This window comes from Vibrio chagasii (genome assembly GCA_041879415.1).
Classification (GTDB): domain Bacteria; phylum Pseudomonadota; class Gammaproteobacteria; order Enterobacterales; family Vibrionaceae; genus Vibrio.
Genome location: CP090851.1, coordinates 1,993,017 through 2,009,486, shown reverse-complemented (window position 1 = coordinate 2,009,486; position 16,470 = coordinate 1,993,017). Strand labels below are relative to the sequence as shown.

The window sequence follows — 16,470 nt, the reverse complement described above, 5'->3', positions numbered from 1 at the left end:
CAATCAGTTTTCAATCTTTAACTTGGTTATCTTATGATGCGCCTACAATCTAATCATCACCCGCTCTGGGTACAGTGGGCGCAGCTGAACCCACATCAAACAGCATTCGTTACTCCCAACCGTGCTTACACTTGGCTGCAAGTTGTGGCGTTAGTGAGTGATTACCAACAACAGTTATCAGAACAAGGCCTCTCTCAAGGCGATGTGTTGACCATTGTTGGTAAGAACCAAGCCGAAGTGATCCCCGTTTATCTAGCGGCACTGAACCTAGGTGTGCTTTGCGCGTTCACTATGCCTCAACCTTCAGCTCGCTTAACGCAAAAGCTTGAATCGCTTTATAGGCCGTCGGATAGACGTTACTTATGGCTCTTAGAAAGTGGTGGTTTAATTCAATCGGACTTTACTGAACCAAACACTAAGTTACTTACATTGCCTTGTTTGATTGATTTGAATGTTGATGACAAGCCAGCAGCAACGGCAGAGCTTTCCTGTTTCAGTCCTCAAAACCTCGCGAGTATCGTATTTACTTCAGGTTCTACCGGAAATCCTAAAGCGGTGGCTCACACACTTGAGCAGCACTTATGTTCTGCTGCCGGGTTACTGGACGCTTTCCAATTTAAAGGCAGTGATACGTGGCTGCTAAGTTTACCTACGTACCATGTGTCGGGGCTGGCGATTGTTCATCGTTGGCTCGTTGCTGGTGGCTGTATAAAAATGGGTATTGGTCAGCTTGAGTCAGATATAAAGGGGTGTAGTCATGCTTCGTTGGTCGCTACTCAACTACATAGGTTATTAAAGAGTAAGCAAGCACTTACTTTAACTCATGTGCTGTTAGGCGGTAGCCATATTCCAGAAGCACTTGGCCTTGAAGCTCAGCAAATGGGGATTGAGACTTGGCTTGGTTATGGCATGACGGAAGCGGCCTCAACGGTGACGGCAAAGCCTGTTGATGCGAGCAGCACTGCAGGTTTTGTGCTTAATCATCGTCAATTGAAAATTGAAAATCAACGTATCTATATTGGAGGCAATACCCTCGCTTCTGGTTACTACTATCAAGGCATTTTAACCCCATTAGTGGATGAGAATGGCTGGTTTAATAGTAAAGATCTTGGTCAATGGAATGGCGAGCAAGTATCGATTATTGGTAGAGCTGACAATCAGTTTATTTCTGGCGGTGAGAATATTCATTGTGAAGAAATAGAGCGATCACTTAGCCAGCTGCCCGAGGTTAAGCAAGCCTTTATCATTCCCGTTGAAGACAGTGAATTTGGTTTTAGACCTGTTGCGATTATTGACTGTGATGAAATGCCAACCAAAGCGTGGTTTGCCGAGCAGCTACAAGGAAATCTGGAGCGATTTAAGTTGCCTATCGACTACTACCGCATGCCAGAGCAAGAACAATTAGGCATCAAGGTATCGAGAGCGGGATTGGCGCAGTGGTTACAAGAGGTTCGTTCTAAATAAAACGAAGCGCAATACACGGTGACTAGTCGTAATTGCGCTTCAGGGGGTTGTGATGGTGGTGAAGCCATCACAAATTCTTACTATCTTATCTTGTCATCAAAGGTATCTTGTTAAGCGAGAGCCTTCTTCATTTGTTCTGCGACCTTATCCACTTTTCCTAAGCCAATGATAACTTGCAGTCCACCTTTACCCACCGGAACCACACCTGCTGCTCCTAGTTTCTTCAGTTTGTCACTGTCGGCGATTGAAGAGTCTTTTACCGTTAGGCGTAGGCGAGTGATGCAGTTATCAACTTCTAGGATGTTGTCTGCACCGCCAATCGCTTCAATGTAGTTGTTAGTTAGGTTCACGAGTGCTTCAGGGGATGCAGTCTCGCCTTCAGCTTCCATCTCTTCACCACGACCTGGAGTACGTAGGTTGAATTTGATGATAGCGAAGCGGAAGATGCAGTAGTACAGCGCGAAGAACACAACACCTTGAACCAATAGCATGTACCAGTTTACTGCTAGTGGGTTTTGGCTAGACAGAACCAGGTCAACAAACCCTGCTGAGAATCCGAAGCCTGCCATCCATTCCATGCTTGCCGCAATGTAAAGTGATAGACCTGTTAGCACAGCGTGCAGTAGGAACAGTACCGGAGCCAAGAACATGAAGCTGAACTCTAGCGGCTCTGTAATACCTGTGAAGAATGAAGCCATAGCCGCCGCAAGCATGATAGCGAATACTTGGTTCTTATTTTTCGCATCAGAGCAGTGGTACATAGCCAATGCTGCTGCCGGTAGACCAAACATCATGATTGGGAAGAAGCCCGCTTGGTACATACCTGTTTTACCAGGGATACCTGTGCCGTTAGCAATAGATTGCGCGCCGCCCAAGAAATTTGGAATGTCGTTAATACCAACAACGTCGAACCAGAACACTGGGTACAGTGCGTGGTGCATACCTACGGATAGGAACAAGCGGTTGAAGAAACCAAATAGACCCGCACCGACCGCGCCCATGCTCTCTAGCTTGATACCTAGCACGATAAGTGCGTCGTAAACTGCAGGCCAGATGTAAAGAAGAGCAAATGAAAGCGCCATACCTGCAACCGAAGTCAGGATAGGAACTAAGCGTTTACCGCTGAAGAATGCGAGAGCTTGAGGCAATTCAACGGTCGAGTAGCGGTTGTAGATCTCAGCAGAGATGATACCCACGATAATACCGACAAATTGGTTGCTGATTTTTCCAAAAGCGGCTGGCACTTCACTTGCCTCAACATTAAGCAACTGTGCGACTGAGCCTGGGTTTAGCAACGTGGTGACGACAAGGAACATCACGAAACCAGACAGCGCCGCGGAGCCATTTTTGTCTCGGCTTAAGCCAAATGCGACACCGACAGCAAAGAGAACTGCCATGTTATCGATGATTGCACCGCCAGATTTGATCAAGAATGCGGCCAAAATACTTTCCGAACCCCATCCAACAGGATCCAACCAGTAGCCAATACCCATAAGGATTGCGGCAGCTGGCAGTGTGGCTACGGGAACCATCAATGCCTTACCTACTTTTTGCATATACCCAAGTATATTCATACGTGCCCCTAAATTTTTAAATTAATTTTTTTAATGTTTCTGCGCATCAGTATTTGCAACCAAATATTGATCAATGCAGTATTTTAAGTAACTGCGGCTATTAGAAACTTATTTCTTAATGCAAACAAACGAAACGGGTAGTACCATGAATTAAAATTTTTAATGCATGAGTGCTTATGGCAAACCATCAGTCTTTACTTAGAAATCTTCATACCTTTAATGTCGCAGCAGAGAAAATGAGCTTTACGCTGGCTGCTAAAAAGCTTCATTTAACACAAGGAGCGGTGAGTCATCGCATTAAGGTGTTAGAAGGTGAGCTTGGCTTTAACTTGTTTGTACGAGGCACACGCAAGCTTGAGTTGACCGAAGAAGGTCAGCGCTTTCAACGAACTTTGTCTAAGTCGTTAAGCTCGATTTTTGGTGAGATTGAAGACATTACCAACACCGATCTCTATGGGCAGATCAATATTGGTACTAGCCCGGCGTTTGCTAATAGTTGGTTGTTGCCTAGGCTTGCGGACTTTAAGAAAAGATACCCTAAATTTAATCTCAATATCTTCTCGCAAGAGGAACAGGATTTTCACCAAAACCATCTTGATATAGCTATCTATTACGGTGCGGAAGATCTTAAAGACATGCACCGACAACGCCTGTTTGGTGAAAAATACATTCCGGTTTGTACGCCGAGTTATGCCGCAGAACACAAAATCTTTGATGATGGTCTAGAGTCGCTTCATAGGATTAACTTTATTCATGCGTTAGGCTCCGACGTCTGGCAGCGCTGGATTAAGCACAATCATTTGGATGTGAATCTGTTCGAGCAGTTTTATTGTGTGAGCCACCGAGATATGGGCGTTAAGAGTGCTCTCTGTAATATTGGCGTTGCGATGGGGCGCTATCACTTCGTGAAGCAGTACATTGAGACGGGAGAGCTGATTACGCCTTACCCAAGCATGGAGACAGATAAAGGGTATGATCTTATCTGCCCACTCGGTACCGAAAAGCGGCCTAAAGTAAGAACTTTTATCAAATGGTTAGAAGGGCAGTTGAACTAGGTTAGTTAATTTAGCAATTAGATAGTTCAAAACAGAATTTATTATCTTTATAACCATCCATCATAATAAGCCATATAAATAACGGATTATAGAATAAGGTCTTATTATGAAAATTGCCCTCATCATTGCAGTGCTACTGCAGATAGGCCAAGCTATCACATCGTCGGGGCTGACGCGTTCGTTAGCTGAACTTACTGCATTTGTGTTAGTTGTGGTATTGGTTTTGATGAAAAGAGAGAGCAAGAAGAGTGATAAGCCCCTGTTTGAATAGCGATTTGGTTAAAAAGTTTCAAAAACGATAAAGGCAAAGCCCATATGAGCTTTGCCTTTTTTGTTTCGATATTCGAGCTTCGTTATTTTGTTAGAGATTTAACTCCGTAGAGGTTATGCGAGGGTCAACCACGCTAATGAACCTGTAGAAATCATCACCCACATCGTAATACCAAACATCAACGGTTTTGGTCCCGCCGCTTTCAGTTTCTCTACAGAGATACCGCAGCCAATTAAAAATAGGCACACAACCAATGCACGCTTAGACACGTCAAAGATGCCTTGGTATACCACTTCAAATTGTGGCAATAAGTCGCTGACTGCGATAGCCGCGCAGTAGAAGAAAATGAAGTAAGGCACGGTAATCTTCTTTTGATCACTCTTGAAGATCATTGCGCTGACCAACGCGATTGGGATGATCCATAGCGCACGAGCGAGCTTAAGTGTTGTCGCGGTCGTCAGTGCTTCTTCACCATATGCAGATGCGGCACCAACAACTGAAGAAGTATCGTGAATCGCGATGGCTGCCCAGGTACCGAACGTTTGTTGGCTCAATTCAAGCGCATGACCAATCATCGGGAATAAGAACAGTGCTACAGAGTTCAATACAAAGACGGTAGCCAATGCTAAACCAATCTGTTCGTCTTCTGCTTTGATGGCTGGGGCGACCGCAGCAATCGCACTACCACCACAAATTGCAGTACCAGAAGAAATCAGGTAACCCGTAGTACGGTCCAGCCCTATACGTTTTGCTAAGAACCAGCCAATAACCAATGTGCCGATGATAGTGGTAATGATCAAACCAATACCGTCACCAGTCACCGCTAGTGCTTTCTCAAACTGAATGCCAAAGCCCAAGCCGACAATTGAGTAGGCCAGTAGCTTTTTAGTGATTTTTCCAACCTCTACGTTTTCAGGCACTAAGCCTAAGCTTGCAAGCAGAAAACCGACAACCAGCGCGGTAGGTGAACTTACCCATGGGGTTAAGCAAAATAGAGCAGCGAGATAAAATGGAATGGATTTATTCATTTTCATTATATTGTTTTTATCGTTTCTGGTTATGGCAGCGTAGCGAAGACTATACGCTTAACTTGATGATAAGTAAGTCTAAATGAATTGAACAAACGTTAAGAAAAACTAAACGTCTGTTCAGGAGGGGCATTTGGACCTATTTTAAGCTAATTACCTTTGAGAGCCACGCAGATCAGCAACGGCCTGACGCAGGGTTTCACAAGAGGCGTCGGCCGGCGAAATTGGCTCACCTGCTTCGATCTCTAGCTTGGTCCAGAAACGAGTCGGTAATCCTTTGCATGCTCGACCTTTATAGCGGCTAAAGTAGCTGCCCCATAATCCTTTGAGAGCCATTGGAATGACTGGTACGGGAGAGCGTCGGATAATCAGCTCCATGCCACGCATGAATTCCGCAACCTCGCCATCTGAGGTGAGTTTACCTTCCGGGAAGATACACACGATATGACCTTCATGCAGTGCTTGTTCGACCTCGTTGAAAGCGTTGCGAATCGAGCGGCGGTTGGTGGATGAGATAGGAATCACTCCAGCTCTTTTCAAGAAGCGTCTTAATGGTGGAAGCTTGGCATAGTCTTCTTCCATGACAAAACGAATCAGGCGAGGACATACCGCGCTGAGCAGGAGTGCATCCATATAGCTGACGTGGTTACAAACAATCAACGCTCCACCATTCTCAGGCAGGTTGTGCAGATTCTTGTGCTTAACGCGGTACATGGTGTGAGTGACGACCCAAGTGAAGAAGCGGAAGGCGTAAATGGGTACCTGATAGAACAGGTAAAGCATCACGAAAGTGTTCAATAGCGCCAGCAGTATAAACAGCTGTGGGATGGATAGTTCAAGCACGCTTAAGCATACGATGCCCATCACAGCGCTACCTACCATGAACAGCGAGTTGTAGATATTTAGCCCTGCAATTACTTGAGCACGTTCGTCTGGTTTCGCGCGTAACTGCATCAGTGAATAAAGCGGCACAATAAAGATACCACCAGAGATGCCAAGCAGCAGTAGATAAGCAAACAACGGCCATAGCTCTGAATAAGTCACAAATTGCTGAAAAGAGCTAAACTCGGGCAAAGACTCAGGGATGGATGTCGCCATCAACAAGCCAAAAATTGAAATTCCTAAACTGCCCATTGGCACAATGCCAATCTCAATTCGGTGATTTGAAAGCTTGTCACAGGCTAGAGAGCCAATGGCAATACCCACAGAGAATAGAGCCAGCAAAAAGGCAACCGAACTCTCAGTGCCATTCAAATGCAGCTTAGTGAAATTTGGGAATTGGGTTAAATAGGTAGCGCCTAGGAACCAAAACCAGCTGATAGACATTAAAGCCTGGAAGGTTGGGCGGTCTTTTTTTGCAATCGCGAGTGTTGCTTTGGTCAGCTTGATTGGCTGCCATTTCACTTTAAGATCTGGCGCATTGCTTGGTGCTTCAGGAATAAAGCAGCTTGATACATAGCCAAGTACAGCAAATGACACTATACAAATTGCTGCAACCAGCTTCGCGCTCTCTTCCGATGCAATAATACCGGCACCCAAAGTACCAATCAGAATGGCTAGAAATGTACCTGTCTCAACTAATGCGTTACCTGAAACGAGTTCTTTTGTTTTTAGTTGCTGAGGGAGTAGCGCATATTTTACTGGTCCGAAGAAGGCACTCTGCGTCCCCATTAGAAACAGAAGTAGAAGTAAGATCCCGTAGCTTTCGTAGATAAAACCAATCGCACCCAGCGACATGATCACCACTTCAAGCAGCTTCACTTTACGGATAAACCAAGATTTTTCGTATTTGTCAGCCAGTACGCCAGCCAAAGCAGAGAACAGGAAGAAGGGCAGAATAAATAAGCCAGCCGCCAAATTTATGAATAGGTTGCTGGAGATAGGTAGTGTGTCTACGCTTGCGAAAGCAACAAACAGCAACAGAACATTTTTGAAGATGTTGTCGTTAAAGGCTCCCAGAAACTGGGTAATAAAATAGGGTAGGAACCTTTTTTGCGTTAACAGCGAAGATTGGCTGCTGTTGTTCATTGTCTTTCCTTGAATGCTTACCAGTTGGTTAAGTAGTTTGAGACTAGGTTATTAATCAACTCTTTACCATCGATAGGCTCAGATGCGAAAAACTTATCGTCAACACTCAGAAGTGTAATTCCGTGCACGCCAGACCATAATACGCGGCTCGCTTTAACAACTTCGCTTTCCGTATGTTCAGGTGCAATTGCGATTAACAATTGCTCTAGCATGCCAGTCATCTTATCAATACGGTTGGATTGCCATTCAGGTAGGTTTTCACCGTTCATGTTGTGTTCAAAGATAAGCTGCCAACGGTGTGGGTGCTTTTGCGCAAAGTCATGGTAGCAGTATGCAAGATTAAATAATGCTTGTTGCGCATTGCTTGATTGTTCAACGGCAGCTGCAGATTCAGCCGCGAGTTCATCTAGTGTTTTGGCGACGACATGAAGAAGCAAAAGGTTGTAGTTACCGAAAACATTTACCAGGGTACTTGGTACATAACCAATCATGTTCGCGATTTTTCGTAGGCTCAACTCGTGATAGGAGTGCTGCTCTAAAAAATCTGTCACTGTATTTAAAGTCAGCTGGATCAATTGTTCTCGAGTGTGGTCGTTTCTGCGTGCCATGAGTAGTTTCTAGTAAATGAACATCGTTCAATATTTTAATGCTGCCCCTGAGTGCCGTCAATCCTTTCGCTAGTTTAGTAATCAACTAATCGCCGCAATATTATGAAACATGTGTAAACACAGTGAATATTTCATTGTGCTTTGTTAACGAGTATGATTAAGGTGTCGAAAGATAAAGAAACCTATAAAGGATAATAATGAAACGATTTTTCTCACTAGTCGCGATTCTGATGGTATCAGTCGCGGTGACACCAATCGCGGAAGCGAAAAAGTTTGGTGGTGGTAAGTCTTTTGGTAAGAGTTTCAAAACGGCTCCTGCACCCAAACAGCAACAACAGAACACGAATTCAATCCGACAAGATCAAGCAGGTAAGAACACAGCGGCTAACTCTAGCAAGAAAGGCCTAATGGGCGGTCTGCTAGGCGGTTTACTTGCAGGTGGTCTACTAGCAGCATTCTTCGGTGGCGCATTTGAAGGTATCCAGTTCATGGATATTCTGATTATGGGTCTGATTGCTTTCCTAGCGTTTAAGTTCCTACGTGGCATGCTTGGCGCGAAGCAGGGGTCTATGAATCAGCAGAATGCACGTGGCCAACAGCCAGCATTCGGCGGTATGGGACAAAACAAGTTTGAACAACCAACGCAACAGCCAAATGTTCATAACTTCGAGCAAGCACAACCTCAATCACAAGGCACTGCTGGTGGCTTTGGTTTTGGTGCACAAAGCGATGTTCCACATAACTACCCACCGGGTTTTGATCAAGCGGCATTCATCAACGGCTCTCGTGAGCACTACCGTACACTGCAAGGTGCATGGAACCACAACGAGCTAAGCACGATTGAAGAGTACGTGTCTCCAAGCCTTTTCGAAGACCTAAAAGCTGAGCGTAGCAAGCTAGACGGTGATCAGCACACAGACGTAATGTACGTTGATGCTGAAATCGTTCGTGCAGACCATGACGGCAGCAAAGCACAGCTAAGCCTACAGTTTAGCGGTCGCTACCGTGATTCTGCGGAAGGTATCGAAGAAGACATCACTGATATCTGGCACTTAGAGCGTGATCTAACAACTGACAACGCACCTTGGTTGATTGTTGGTATTCAAGGTTAATCTCTGGCACGGCTAACAGAATAAGTTAGTAAACCAGTGCTTTGATTATTGAAAGCCCCTGCAGGGAAATCTGTAGGGGCTTTTTTGTGTCTGGTCGTTTACTCTGCAAGTGTCTGGAAGAGAACGAGTTAGGGAAGGCTTGGGAATAAGGTGGGCTAACCTCAATGCAAGTTACTCACTTTTAATATTTCTAATTAGTTACGTAACTAAATGAAACCGAGGAGTTGGTTGATATGACGAGGTTTTTTGAGCCTATATTAGAGCCTGAACTTTCATCGCAGCAGATACAGAACATCGTGGATGATTGCGAAGACCCTGTTTCGACAAACTGCTTAGGTTGCGCAGCTTATTTGGTTTGTAAGCGTCATATGGAAGTTTGGAGTGATTGATTCATCGGTAAGTTCAAAGGTATCAACTACCTTACGATAAGATCGGTATTGCAGTGTTCTAACGTTTAGAAGAGAAGTTACGCTGAGAGATATGGAATGTTAGAAACGAAAAAAGCCAACTCAATGAGTTGGCTTTTCGATTTTCCAATTAAGGATAATATGGTGGAGGGAGACGGATTCGAACCATCGAAGGCAGTGCCGGCAGATTTACAGTCTGCTCCCTTTGGCCACTCGGGAACCCCTCCAGGGTGTGTCTTACTCTTCACAAAGTAAGCCTAAATTGATGTTTTCCCATAAAGCCCATCAACTAGGTTGTTCTCTTAACTCTTAGGTAGAGGTAAGAAGAGTATGGTGGAGGGAGACGGATTCGAACCATCGAAGGCAGTGCCGGCAGATTTACAGTCTGCTCCCTTTGGCCACTCGGGAACCCCTCCAGGGTGTGTCTTACTCTTCACAAAGTAAGCCTAAATTGATGTTTTCCCATAAGCCCATCAATCAGGTTGTTCTCTTAACTCTTAGGTAGAGGTAAGAAGAATATGGTGGAGGGAGACGGATTCGAACCATCGAAGGCAGTGCCGGCAGATTTACAGTCTGCTCCCTTTGGCCACTCGGGAACCCCTCCAGGGTGTGTCTTACTTTTCACAAAGTAAGCCTAAATTGATGTTTTCCCATAAGCCCATCAACTAGGTTGGTCTCTTAACTCCTAGGTAGAGGTAAGAAGAATATGGTGGAGGGAGACGGATTCGAACCATCGAAGGCAGTGCCGGCAGATTTACAGTCTGCTCCCTTTGGCCACTCGGGAACCCCTCCAGGGTGTGTCTTACTCTTCACAAAGTAAGCCTAAATTGATGTTTTCCCATAAGCCCATCAACTAGGTTGGTCTCTTAACTCTAGGTAGAGGTAAGAAGAATATGGTGGAGGGAGACGGATTCGAACCATCGAAGGCAGTGCCGGCAGATTTACAGTCTGCTCCCTTTGGCCACTCGGGAACCCCTCCAGGGTGTGTCTTACTCTTCACAAAGTAAGCCTAAATTGATGTTTTCCCATAAGCCCATCAATTAGGTTGTTCTCTTAACTCTAAGGTAGAGATAAGAAGAATATGGTGGAGGGAGACGGATTCGAACCATCGAAGGCAGTGCCGGCAGATTTACAGTCTGCTCCCTTTGGCCACTCGGGAACCCCTCCAGGGTGTGTCTTACTTTTCACAAAGTAAGCCTAAATTGATGTTTTCCCATAAGCCCATCAACTAGGTTGGTCTCTTAACTCTTAGGTAGAGGTAAGAAGAAATATGGTGGAGGGAGACGGATTCGAACCATCGAAGGCAGTGCCGGCAGATTTACAGTCTGCTCCCTTTGGCCACTCGGGAACCCCTCCAGGGTGTTTTTCCTAACTCATAATGGATAGGCTAAAGAGATGTTTTTCCCAACGCATCTCTCAAGTGCGGAGCGCATCATAGCAAACACGTTAAACCTGTAAAGGGTTTTTCTTATGGTTTTGTGTTAAATGCTGCCTTTTTGGGCAAAGATGGCGAAAAGTACGCATATTGCTCGTGAAGTGAACATCTGTACTAAGGTTTACGTACTGGTGGGTAACGCCTTGAGGTTATTGGCTTTCTGTCTTGCTGTTGTTTTGGATAAACCACCACGAAACGTAAACGAAATTTAATCTAGATTTACACTTCTTGACGTTACAGCATTCATCAGTTGATAGAATACGGTTAATTTCATTTATAGAGAATAATACCAATCGTAGTAAGTAACTTGTCGTTCTAGCTTATTAAAATGCTCGACAGCTGCGTTAGGATTTTTGATTGTAGGATAACTACTTATCGAAGCTATCCTGTTGAAAAGAGCAGCCTTGTTTTCAAGCCTTTTTCCTACGCTATTGCTGACCACTTACTCACTGTGATTGCTACAAAACTTACTTGCAGACCATAATTATGAAAAATAAATCTGTTTTAACCCTGCTGAGCTTGTCTATTCTTATGGCGTCTCCAGCCGTACTTGCAAAGCGCATGGGCCCGAGCACTGTCACTGTTGTTACTGAGCAGGTTGATATTCACCAAGTTAGCCAATCCCTTTCTCTAGTTGGAAAACTAGAAGCTGAGCAATCAGTGATGATCACTTCTGAGGTGGCTGGACGCGTTGACTCTATCAACATTAAAGCGAATCAAGATGTGACTAAAGGTCAGATGTTGGTTCAGTTAGATGACGATAAGGCAAAAGCTGCAGTTGCAGAAGCGCAAGCGTATCTAAAAGACGAGAAACGTAAACTAGCGGAATTTGAACGCTTGGTGAAACGTAACGCGATCACGCAAACCGAAATTGACGCACAGAAAACCAATGTAGAGATCGCCAACGCTCGTTTGGCGGCAGCAAATGCCAACCTAAAAGATCTTCACATTAGTGCACCATTCTCAGGTACAGTCGGTTTCATCGATTTTAGCCGCGGCAAAATGGTGACCGCGGGTACTGAACTGGTAACCCTAGATGACCTTTCAGTCATGCAGTTAGACCTTCAGATCCCTGAACGTTACCTTTCTAAGCTATCTAAAGGTATGAAAGTGACAGCTCGCACCAGTGCATGGGGAGATACAGAATTTACAGGTTCAGTGGTTGGCATTGATTCTCGTATCAACGCAGAGACATTAAACCTTCGAGTTCGAATTAATTTCGACAACAACAATGATTATCTAAAGCCGGGCATGTTGGTGTCGGCGGCGATGGACTTCCCACCAATTGAAGCACCAATCATTCCCGTTCAAGCCCTGGAGTACTCAGGTACTAAACGCTTTGTTTATGTGGTTGGTGAAGATAACAAGGCAACGCGAACGGAAGTCTTCCTTGGTGCTCGTATCGACAACGAAGTTGTGATTGAAAAGGGTATCGAGATTGGCCAGAAAATTGTCGTTCAGGGCATCGTGAACATGCGTGATGGTGTTCAGGTTCAGGAACTTGCTATAAACCGACCGGCTGACTCAGCAACCGAGAAAACAGCACAAGAAGGCGCTAACTAATGTTGTTATCTGATGTTTCAGTAAAGAGACCGGTAGCAGCTGTCGTATTGAGCTTGCTATTGGTTGTGTTTGGTATTGTTTCTTTTAGTAAGCTTGCCGTTCGTGAGATGCCTGATATCGAAAGCCCTGTGGTATCGATCAGCACGCGTTACGAAGGCGCATCAGCGACCATCATCGAGAGTCAAATAACCTCCAATCTTGAAGACCAATTATCCGGTATCAGTGGTATTGATGAGATCGAGTCCACCACTCGCAACGGTATGTCGCGTATTACGATTACCTTTGAATTGGGTTACGACCTGAATACTGGAGTGAGTGACGTTCGTGACGCCGTTGCTCGTGCACAGCGCTCTCTGCCTGACGAAGCTGATGACCCGATTGTTTACAAGAACAACGGTAGTGGTGAGGCTTCGGTTTACATCAACCTAAGCTCTACTGAGATGGACCGAACGCAGTTGACCGATTACACAGAGCGTGTATTGATTGACCGATTTAGTTTGATCTCCGGCGTAAGTTCGGTGGATATCTCGGGTGGCTTGTACAAAGTCATGTACGTGAAGCTAAAGCCTGCTGAAATGGCTGGGCGTGGGGTTACTACATCTGATATTACGTCTGCATTGAACAATGAGAATATCGAGAGCCCGGGCGGTGAAGTTCGTAATGACGCGATCGTGATGTCGGTTCGTACCGCTCGTTCATACACAGAAGCGGAAGATTTTGAATACCTAGTGGTCAAGCGCGCTTCTGACAACACGCCGATTTATCTTAAAGATGTCGCTGATGTTTACATTGGCGCAGAGAACGAAAACTCGACCTTTAAGAGTGATGGCGTTGTTAACGTCAGTATGGGTATCGTGCCTCAGTCAGATGCCAACCCACTTGAGGTTGCTGACTTAGTACACAAAGAAGTGGAAGCGATTCAGAAGTTCTTGCCAGATGGTACGCGTTTGGCTGTCGATTATGACTCGACCGTGTTCATCGACCGTTCTATTTCAGAGGTGTACAGCACACTCTTTATCACGGGTGGCTTGGTTATCCTCGTACTGTACATCTTTATCGGTCAAGCTCGTGCCACGCTTATCCCTGCGGTAACCGTACCTGTATCTTTGATCTCGTCGTTTATTGCGGCTTACTACTTCGGTTTCTCCATCAACCTGATTACCTTGATGGCACTTATTCTATCGATTGGCTTGGTAGTTGATGATGCAATCGTGGTGGTTGAGAACATTTTCCACCACATTGAACGTGGTGAGTCGCCACTGCTTGCGGCCTATAAAGGGACACGAGAGGTTGGCTTCGCGGTAATCGCAACGACACTTGTATTAGTGATGGTATTCCTACCAATCTCGTTCATGGACGGTATGGTTGGCCTTCTGTTTACCGAGTTCTCTGTATTGCTTGCTATGTCGGTGATCTTCTCGTCGCTAGTCGCATTGACACTAACGCCAGTGCTAGGCAGTAAGATCTTAAAAGCGAACGTGAAACCAAACCGCTTTAACCTGTTTGTTGAACGTGTATTTGGCAAATTAGAATCTGGATACCGCTCGGTATTACGCCGCGCGTTAAATTGGCGTTGGGCTGCTCCTATCATCATTATCGCATGCTTGGGTGGTAGCTATGGTTTGATGCAACAAGTGCCTGCGCAGCTGACTCCGCAAGAAGACCGTGGTGTTATCTTTGCGTTTGTCCGTGGTGCTGATGCAACCAGTTATAACCGCATGTCTGCCAACATGGACATTGTTGAAGAACGTCTAATGCCATTGCTTGGTCAAGGCTTCTTGAAGTCATTCAGCATTCAATCACCAGCATTTGGTGGTAATGCCGGTGACCAAACGGGCTTTGTTATCATGATCCTCGAAGATTGGGACGAGCGTGACGTGACCGCGCAAGAAGCGCTGAATGAAGTTCGTAAGTCACTAGCCGGTATTCCTGATGTACGAGTGTTTCCATTCATGCCCGGTTTCCGAGGCGGGTCGAGTGAACCAGTACAATTCGTGCTTGGTGGCTCAGATTACTCTGAACTGCAAAAGTGGGCAGAGATCTTAAAGCAAGCCGCTGAAGATTCGCCGATGATGGAAGGCGCAGATATTGACTACTCAGAGAAAACGCCTGAGCTACTGGTTACTGTAGACAAGCAGCGTGCAGCAGAGCTGGGTGTGAGTGTTTCTGACATTTCCGACACCTTAGAAATCATGCTGGGCGGTCGCAGTGAGACAACCTTTGTGGAACGTGGTGAAGAATACGATGTTTACCTGCGTGGTGACGAAAACAGCTTCAACAATGCCAATGACTTGAGCCAAATCTATATGCGAACTCAGTCTGGTGAGTTGGTGACGCTAGATACTTTGACTCACATTGAAGAAGTCGCATCATCGATTCGTTTGTCTCACTACAACAAGCAGAAGTCGATAACGATTAAAGCTAACCTGATGGAAGGTTACACGTTAGGTGAAGCTCTGGATTTTCTTGATGAACAAGCGATTGAGCAACTACCGGGTGATATTTCGGTAAGCTATTCGGGCGAGTCTAAAGACTTCAAAGAGAACCAATCGAGTATCTTAGTTGTGTTTGCATTAGCGATGTTGGTGGCGTACTTGGTATTGGCGGCGCAGTTCGAGAGCTTCATTAACCCGTTAGTGGTGATGTTCACTGTACCTATGGGTATCTTTGGTGGCTTCTTGGGCTTGGTAGTGATGAGTCAGGGGCTCAACGTCTACAGCCAGATTGGTATGATCATGTTGATCGGTATGGTAACCAAAAACGGTATCTTGATCGTTGAGTTTGCTAACCAACTGCGTGACCGCGGTATTGAGTTTGAAAAAGCCATCATTGATGCTTCTGCTCGACGCTTACGACCAATCATGATGACGGCATTTACCACGCTAGCAGGTGCTATCCCATTGATTACCTCAACAGGTGCGGGTTATGAAAGCCGTGTAGCAGTAGGTACGGTTATCTTCTTTGGTATGGGCTTTGCGACCTTGGTAACTCTATTCGTAATCCCAGCGATGTATCGATTGATTTCTGGTACCACTCGTTCACCTGGTCACGTCGAAGCGGTGCTCAACAAAGAGCTAAGCCATGACAACATAGGTCGAACTAGCCACGGTTAATTTAGTGGTATAGACAAGTAATTGATGAAAGCCCGACAACTTACTCGTTGTCGGGCTCTTTATTTGGTACTGCGAATGGTGCCAGAAAAGAGTGAGACTCTATTGCTCTTTCAGGTATTTAATGGTTTCGAGCAATTCTTCCATAGAGCGGTGGCCTCTTAGTTTCACCATATAGCGCCCATTAATAATAAAGCTCGGAATGCTGCTAATCGACGCTTGCTCGGTTTTAGAAACAGCATCTTCCATAAACTTAGCCCATTGCTGTTGTTGGTCTTGAGTCATGTCTTCTTGTTTCACAAGGTTGTGTTCTTTGAAAAAAGCATCGATATCCGTTTCTTGAAGTGGGTTTTTAGTTTGAACCAGCGAGAATAACTCACTCAAAAGTTCATGAGACAGAACTGGCTTTTGAGCCAATACGGTGTAGTAAATACCCGCAGCTTGTAAGGTCGAGTCGTTAAAAATCACGTGAGTACGATGCAATTCCAGTTCACCAGAGCCTTCCTTATCTTTAAGTAACTCTGTCATCTGCCAACAAGGCATGCAGGTCAATGAAAAGAATTTGTCTACTTGATACTCGGTCGAATAAGGTTTTTCTAAAAGCGTGTATTGTTTTCCCTCTGATGGAGATGCATAAGCAGTAGCGCTTAGGATAAGAGAAGCTAAAAGGATAAATACGTTTTGTAATCGTTTCATGAGAGTTCCGGTTTATCTGTGAATGTTTTGAAAAGCCTGCGTTTGCTCCTAGCGAAATGCGGGCTTTTTTTGTATAACAATATCTGCTCAATACATTAAAAAATGAAAACTATTAAGGG

At 45.2% G+C, this 16,470-nt stretch carries 13 protein-coding genes and 7 tRNA genes; 8 read left to right on the top strand and 12 right to left on the bottom strand.

Going from position 1 to position 16,470, the window contains the following annotated elements; genetic code table 11:
• The first annotated feature begins 33 nt into the window (after window positions 1-33).
• Window positions 34-1,464, top strand: a complete 1,431-nt coding sequence (menE, locus tag L0991_09000) for an o-succinylbenzoate--CoA ligase (protein XGB61576.1) — start codon at window positions 34-36, stop codon at window positions 1,462-1,464.
• Between the two features lie 110 nt (window positions 1,465-1,574).
• Here menE and nagE read toward each other — a convergent pair whose 3' ends face one another.
• Window positions 1,575-3,020 (bottom strand): N-acetylglucosamine-specific PTS transporter subunit IIBC, encoded by a 1,446-nt coding sequence (nagE, locus tag L0991_08995; GenBank protein XGB63876.1) that lies wholly within the window; start codon window positions 3,018-3,020, stop codon window positions 1,575-1,577.
• A 194-nt stretch (window positions 3,021-3,214) separates the two neighbouring features.
• On the opposite strand from nagE, the gene L0991_08990 reads away from it, so the two are divergent.
• Window positions 3,215-4,093: a LysR substrate-binding domain-containing protein gene (locus L0991_08990; GenBank protein XGB61575.1), complete on the top strand. Its 879-nt coding sequence runs from the start codon at window positions 3,215-3,217 to the stop codon at window positions 4,091-4,093.
• Window positions 4,094-4,199: 106 nt separating this feature from the next.
• Complete coding sequence (locus tag L0991_08985) at window positions 4,200-4,364, top strand: hypothetical protein (protein XGB61574.1); 165 nt, start codon at window positions 4,200-4,202, stop codon at window positions 4,362-4,364.
• Between the two features lie 113 nt (window positions 4,365-4,477).
• Here the strand turns inward: L0991_08985 and L0991_08980 are convergent, their stop codons facing one another.
• From L0991_08980 to L0991_08970, 3 genes are all read right to left on the bottom strand, one after another.
• Window positions 4,478-5,398, bottom strand: a complete 921-nt coding sequence (locus tag L0991_08980) for a putative sulfate exporter family transporter (GenBank protein ID XGB61573.1) — start codon at window positions 5,396-5,398, stop codon at window positions 4,478-4,480.
• A gap of 147 nt (window positions 5,399-5,545) precedes the next feature.
• Window positions 5,546-7,420 carry an MFS transporter gene (locus L0991_08975; GenBank protein XGB61572.1) on the bottom strand — a complete coding sequence of 625 codons (1,875 nt, stop codon included), beginning with the start codon at window positions 7,418-7,420 and terminating at the stop codon, window positions 5,546-5,548.
• Between the two features lie 17 nt (window positions 7,421-7,437).
• Window positions 7,438-8,028, bottom strand: a complete 591-nt coding sequence (locus L0991_08970; protein ID XGB61571.1) for a WHG domain-containing protein — start codon at window positions 8,026-8,028, stop codon at window positions 7,438-7,440.
• A 197-nt stretch (window positions 8,029-8,225) separates the two neighbouring features.
• On the opposite strand from L0991_08970, the gene L0991_08965 reads away from it, so the two are divergent.
• Together L0991_08965 and L0991_08960 are read left to right on the top strand one after the other, a co-directional pair.
• On the top strand, window positions 8,226-9,140 hold the full coding sequence (locus L0991_08965) for a TIM44-like domain-containing protein (protein XGB61570.1): 915 nt from the start codon (window positions 8,226-8,228) through the stop codon (window positions 9,138-9,140).
• Between the two features lie 233 nt (window positions 9,141-9,373).
• Entirely contained in the window at window positions 9,374-9,529 is a 156-nt protein-coding gene (locus L0991_08960; GenBank protein XGB61569.1) for a hypothetical protein, read from the top strand.
• 160 nt (window positions 9,530-9,689) lie between these two features.
• Here the strand turns inward: L0991_08960 and L0991_08955 are convergent.
• The 7 genes from L0991_08955 to L0991_08925 all read right to left on the bottom strand — a co-directional run bounded on the left by L0991_08955 (window position 9,690) and on the right by L0991_08925 (window position 10,903).
• Window positions 9,690-9,774 (bottom strand) — tRNA-Tyr (locus tag L0991_08955).
• A 104-nt stretch (window positions 9,775-9,878) separates the two neighbouring features.
• Window positions 9,879-9,963: transfer RNA gene (locus L0991_08950), tRNA-Tyr, on the bottom strand.
• Between the two features lie 103 nt (window positions 9,964-10,066).
• Window positions 10,067-10,151: transfer RNA gene (locus L0991_08945), tRNA-Tyr, on the bottom strand.
• Between the two features lie 103 nt (window positions 10,152-10,254).
• A tRNA-Tyr gene (locus L0991_08940) sits at window positions 10,255-10,339 on the bottom strand.
• A 102-nt stretch (window positions 10,340-10,441) separates the two neighbouring features.
• Window positions 10,442-10,526, bottom strand: a tRNA-Tyr gene (locus tag L0991_08935).
• A gap of 103 nt (window positions 10,527-10,629) precedes the next feature.
• Window positions 10,630-10,714, bottom strand: a tRNA-Tyr gene (locus L0991_08930).
• Between the two features lie 104 nt (window positions 10,715-10,818).
• A tRNA-Tyr gene (locus tag L0991_08925) sits at window positions 10,819-10,903 on the bottom strand.
• Window positions 10,904-11,032: 129 nt separating this feature from the next.
• Here L0991_08925 and L0991_08920 point away from each other — a divergent pair.
• The 3 genes from L0991_08920 to vexH all read left to right on the top strand — a co-directional run bounded on the left by L0991_08920 (window position 11,033) and on the right by vexH (window position 15,658).
• Window positions 11,033-11,194, top strand: a complete 162-nt coding sequence (locus L0991_08920; protein XGB61568.1) for a hypothetical protein — start codon at window positions 11,033-11,035, stop codon at window positions 11,192-11,194.
• A 274-nt stretch (window positions 11,195-11,468) separates the two neighbouring features.
• Window positions 11,469-12,545 carry an efflux RND transporter periplasmic adaptor subunit gene (locus tag L0991_08915; protein XGB61567.1) on the top strand — a complete coding sequence of 359 codons (1,077 nt, stop codon included), beginning with the start codon at window positions 11,469-11,471 and terminating at the stop codon, window positions 12,543-12,545.
• Window positions 12,545-15,658, top strand: a complete 3,114-nt coding sequence (gene vexH, locus L0991_08910) for a vibriobactin export RND transporter permease subunit VexH (protein ID XGB61566.1) — start codon at window positions 12,545-12,547, stop codon at window positions 15,656-15,658. The genes L0991_08915 and vexH overlap by 1 nt, the downstream gene beginning before the upstream one ends.
• A 99-nt stretch (window positions 15,659-15,757) precedes the next feature.
• Here the strand turns inward: vexH and L0991_08905 are convergent, their stop codons facing one another.
• Entirely contained in the window at window positions 15,758-16,351 is a 594-nt protein-coding gene (locus L0991_08905; GenBank protein ID XGB61565.1) for a thioredoxin domain-containing protein, read from the bottom strand.
• Between the last annotated feature and the right edge of the window lie 119 nt (window positions 16,352-16,470).

Excerpts from the sequence above, each read along its gene's own strand:
- vexH (XGB61566.1), top strand. The coding sequence starts at position 12,545 with ATGTTGTTATCTGATGTTTCAGTAAAGAGACCGGTAGCAGCTGTCGTA.
- L0991_08975 (XGB61572.1), bottom strand. The coding sequence starts at position 7,420 with ATGAACAACAGCAGCCAATCTTCGCTGTTAACGCAAAAAAGGTTCCTA.
- L0991_08990 (XGB61575.1), top strand. The coding sequence starts at position 3,215 with ATGGCAAACCATCAGTCTTTACTTAGAAATCTTCATACCTTTAATGTC.
- L0991_08905 (XGB61565.1), bottom strand. The coding sequence starts at position 16,351 with ATGAAACGATTACAAAACGTATTTATCCTTTTAGCTTCTCTTATCCTA.
- L0991_08980 (XGB61573.1), bottom strand. The coding sequence starts at position 5,398 with ATGAAAATGAATAAATCCATTCCATTTTATCTCGCTGCTCTATTTTGC.
- L0991_08960 (XGB61569.1), top strand. The coding sequence starts at position 9,374 with ATGACGAGGTTTTTTGAGCCTATATTAGAGCCTGAACTTTCATCGCAG.
- L0991_08985 (XGB61574.1), top strand. The coding sequence starts at position 4,200 with ATGAAAATTGCCCTCATCATTGCAGTGCTACTGCAGATAGGCCAAGCT.
- L0991_08920 (XGB61568.1), top strand. The coding sequence starts at position 11,033 with ATGCTGCCTTTTTGGGCAAAGATGGCGAAAAGTACGCATATTGCTCGT.
- menE (XGB61576.1), top strand. The coding sequence starts at position 34 with ATGATGCGCCTACAATCTAATCATCACCCGCTCTGGGTACAGTGGGCG.
- L0991_08970 (XGB61571.1), bottom strand. The coding sequence starts at position 8,028 with ATGGCACGCAGAAACGACCACACTCGAGAACAATTGATCCAGCTGACT.
- nagE (XGB63876.1), bottom strand. The coding sequence starts at position 3,020 with ATGCAAAAAGTAGGTAAGGCATTGATGGTTCCCGTAGCCACACTGCCA.
- L0991_08915 (XGB61567.1), top strand. The coding sequence starts at position 11,469 with ATGAAAAATAAATCTGTTTTAACCCTGCTGAGCTTGTCTATTCTTATG.
- L0991_08965 (XGB61570.1), top strand. The coding sequence starts at position 8,226 with ATGAAACGATTTTTCTCACTAGTCGCGATTCTGATGGTATCAGTCGCG.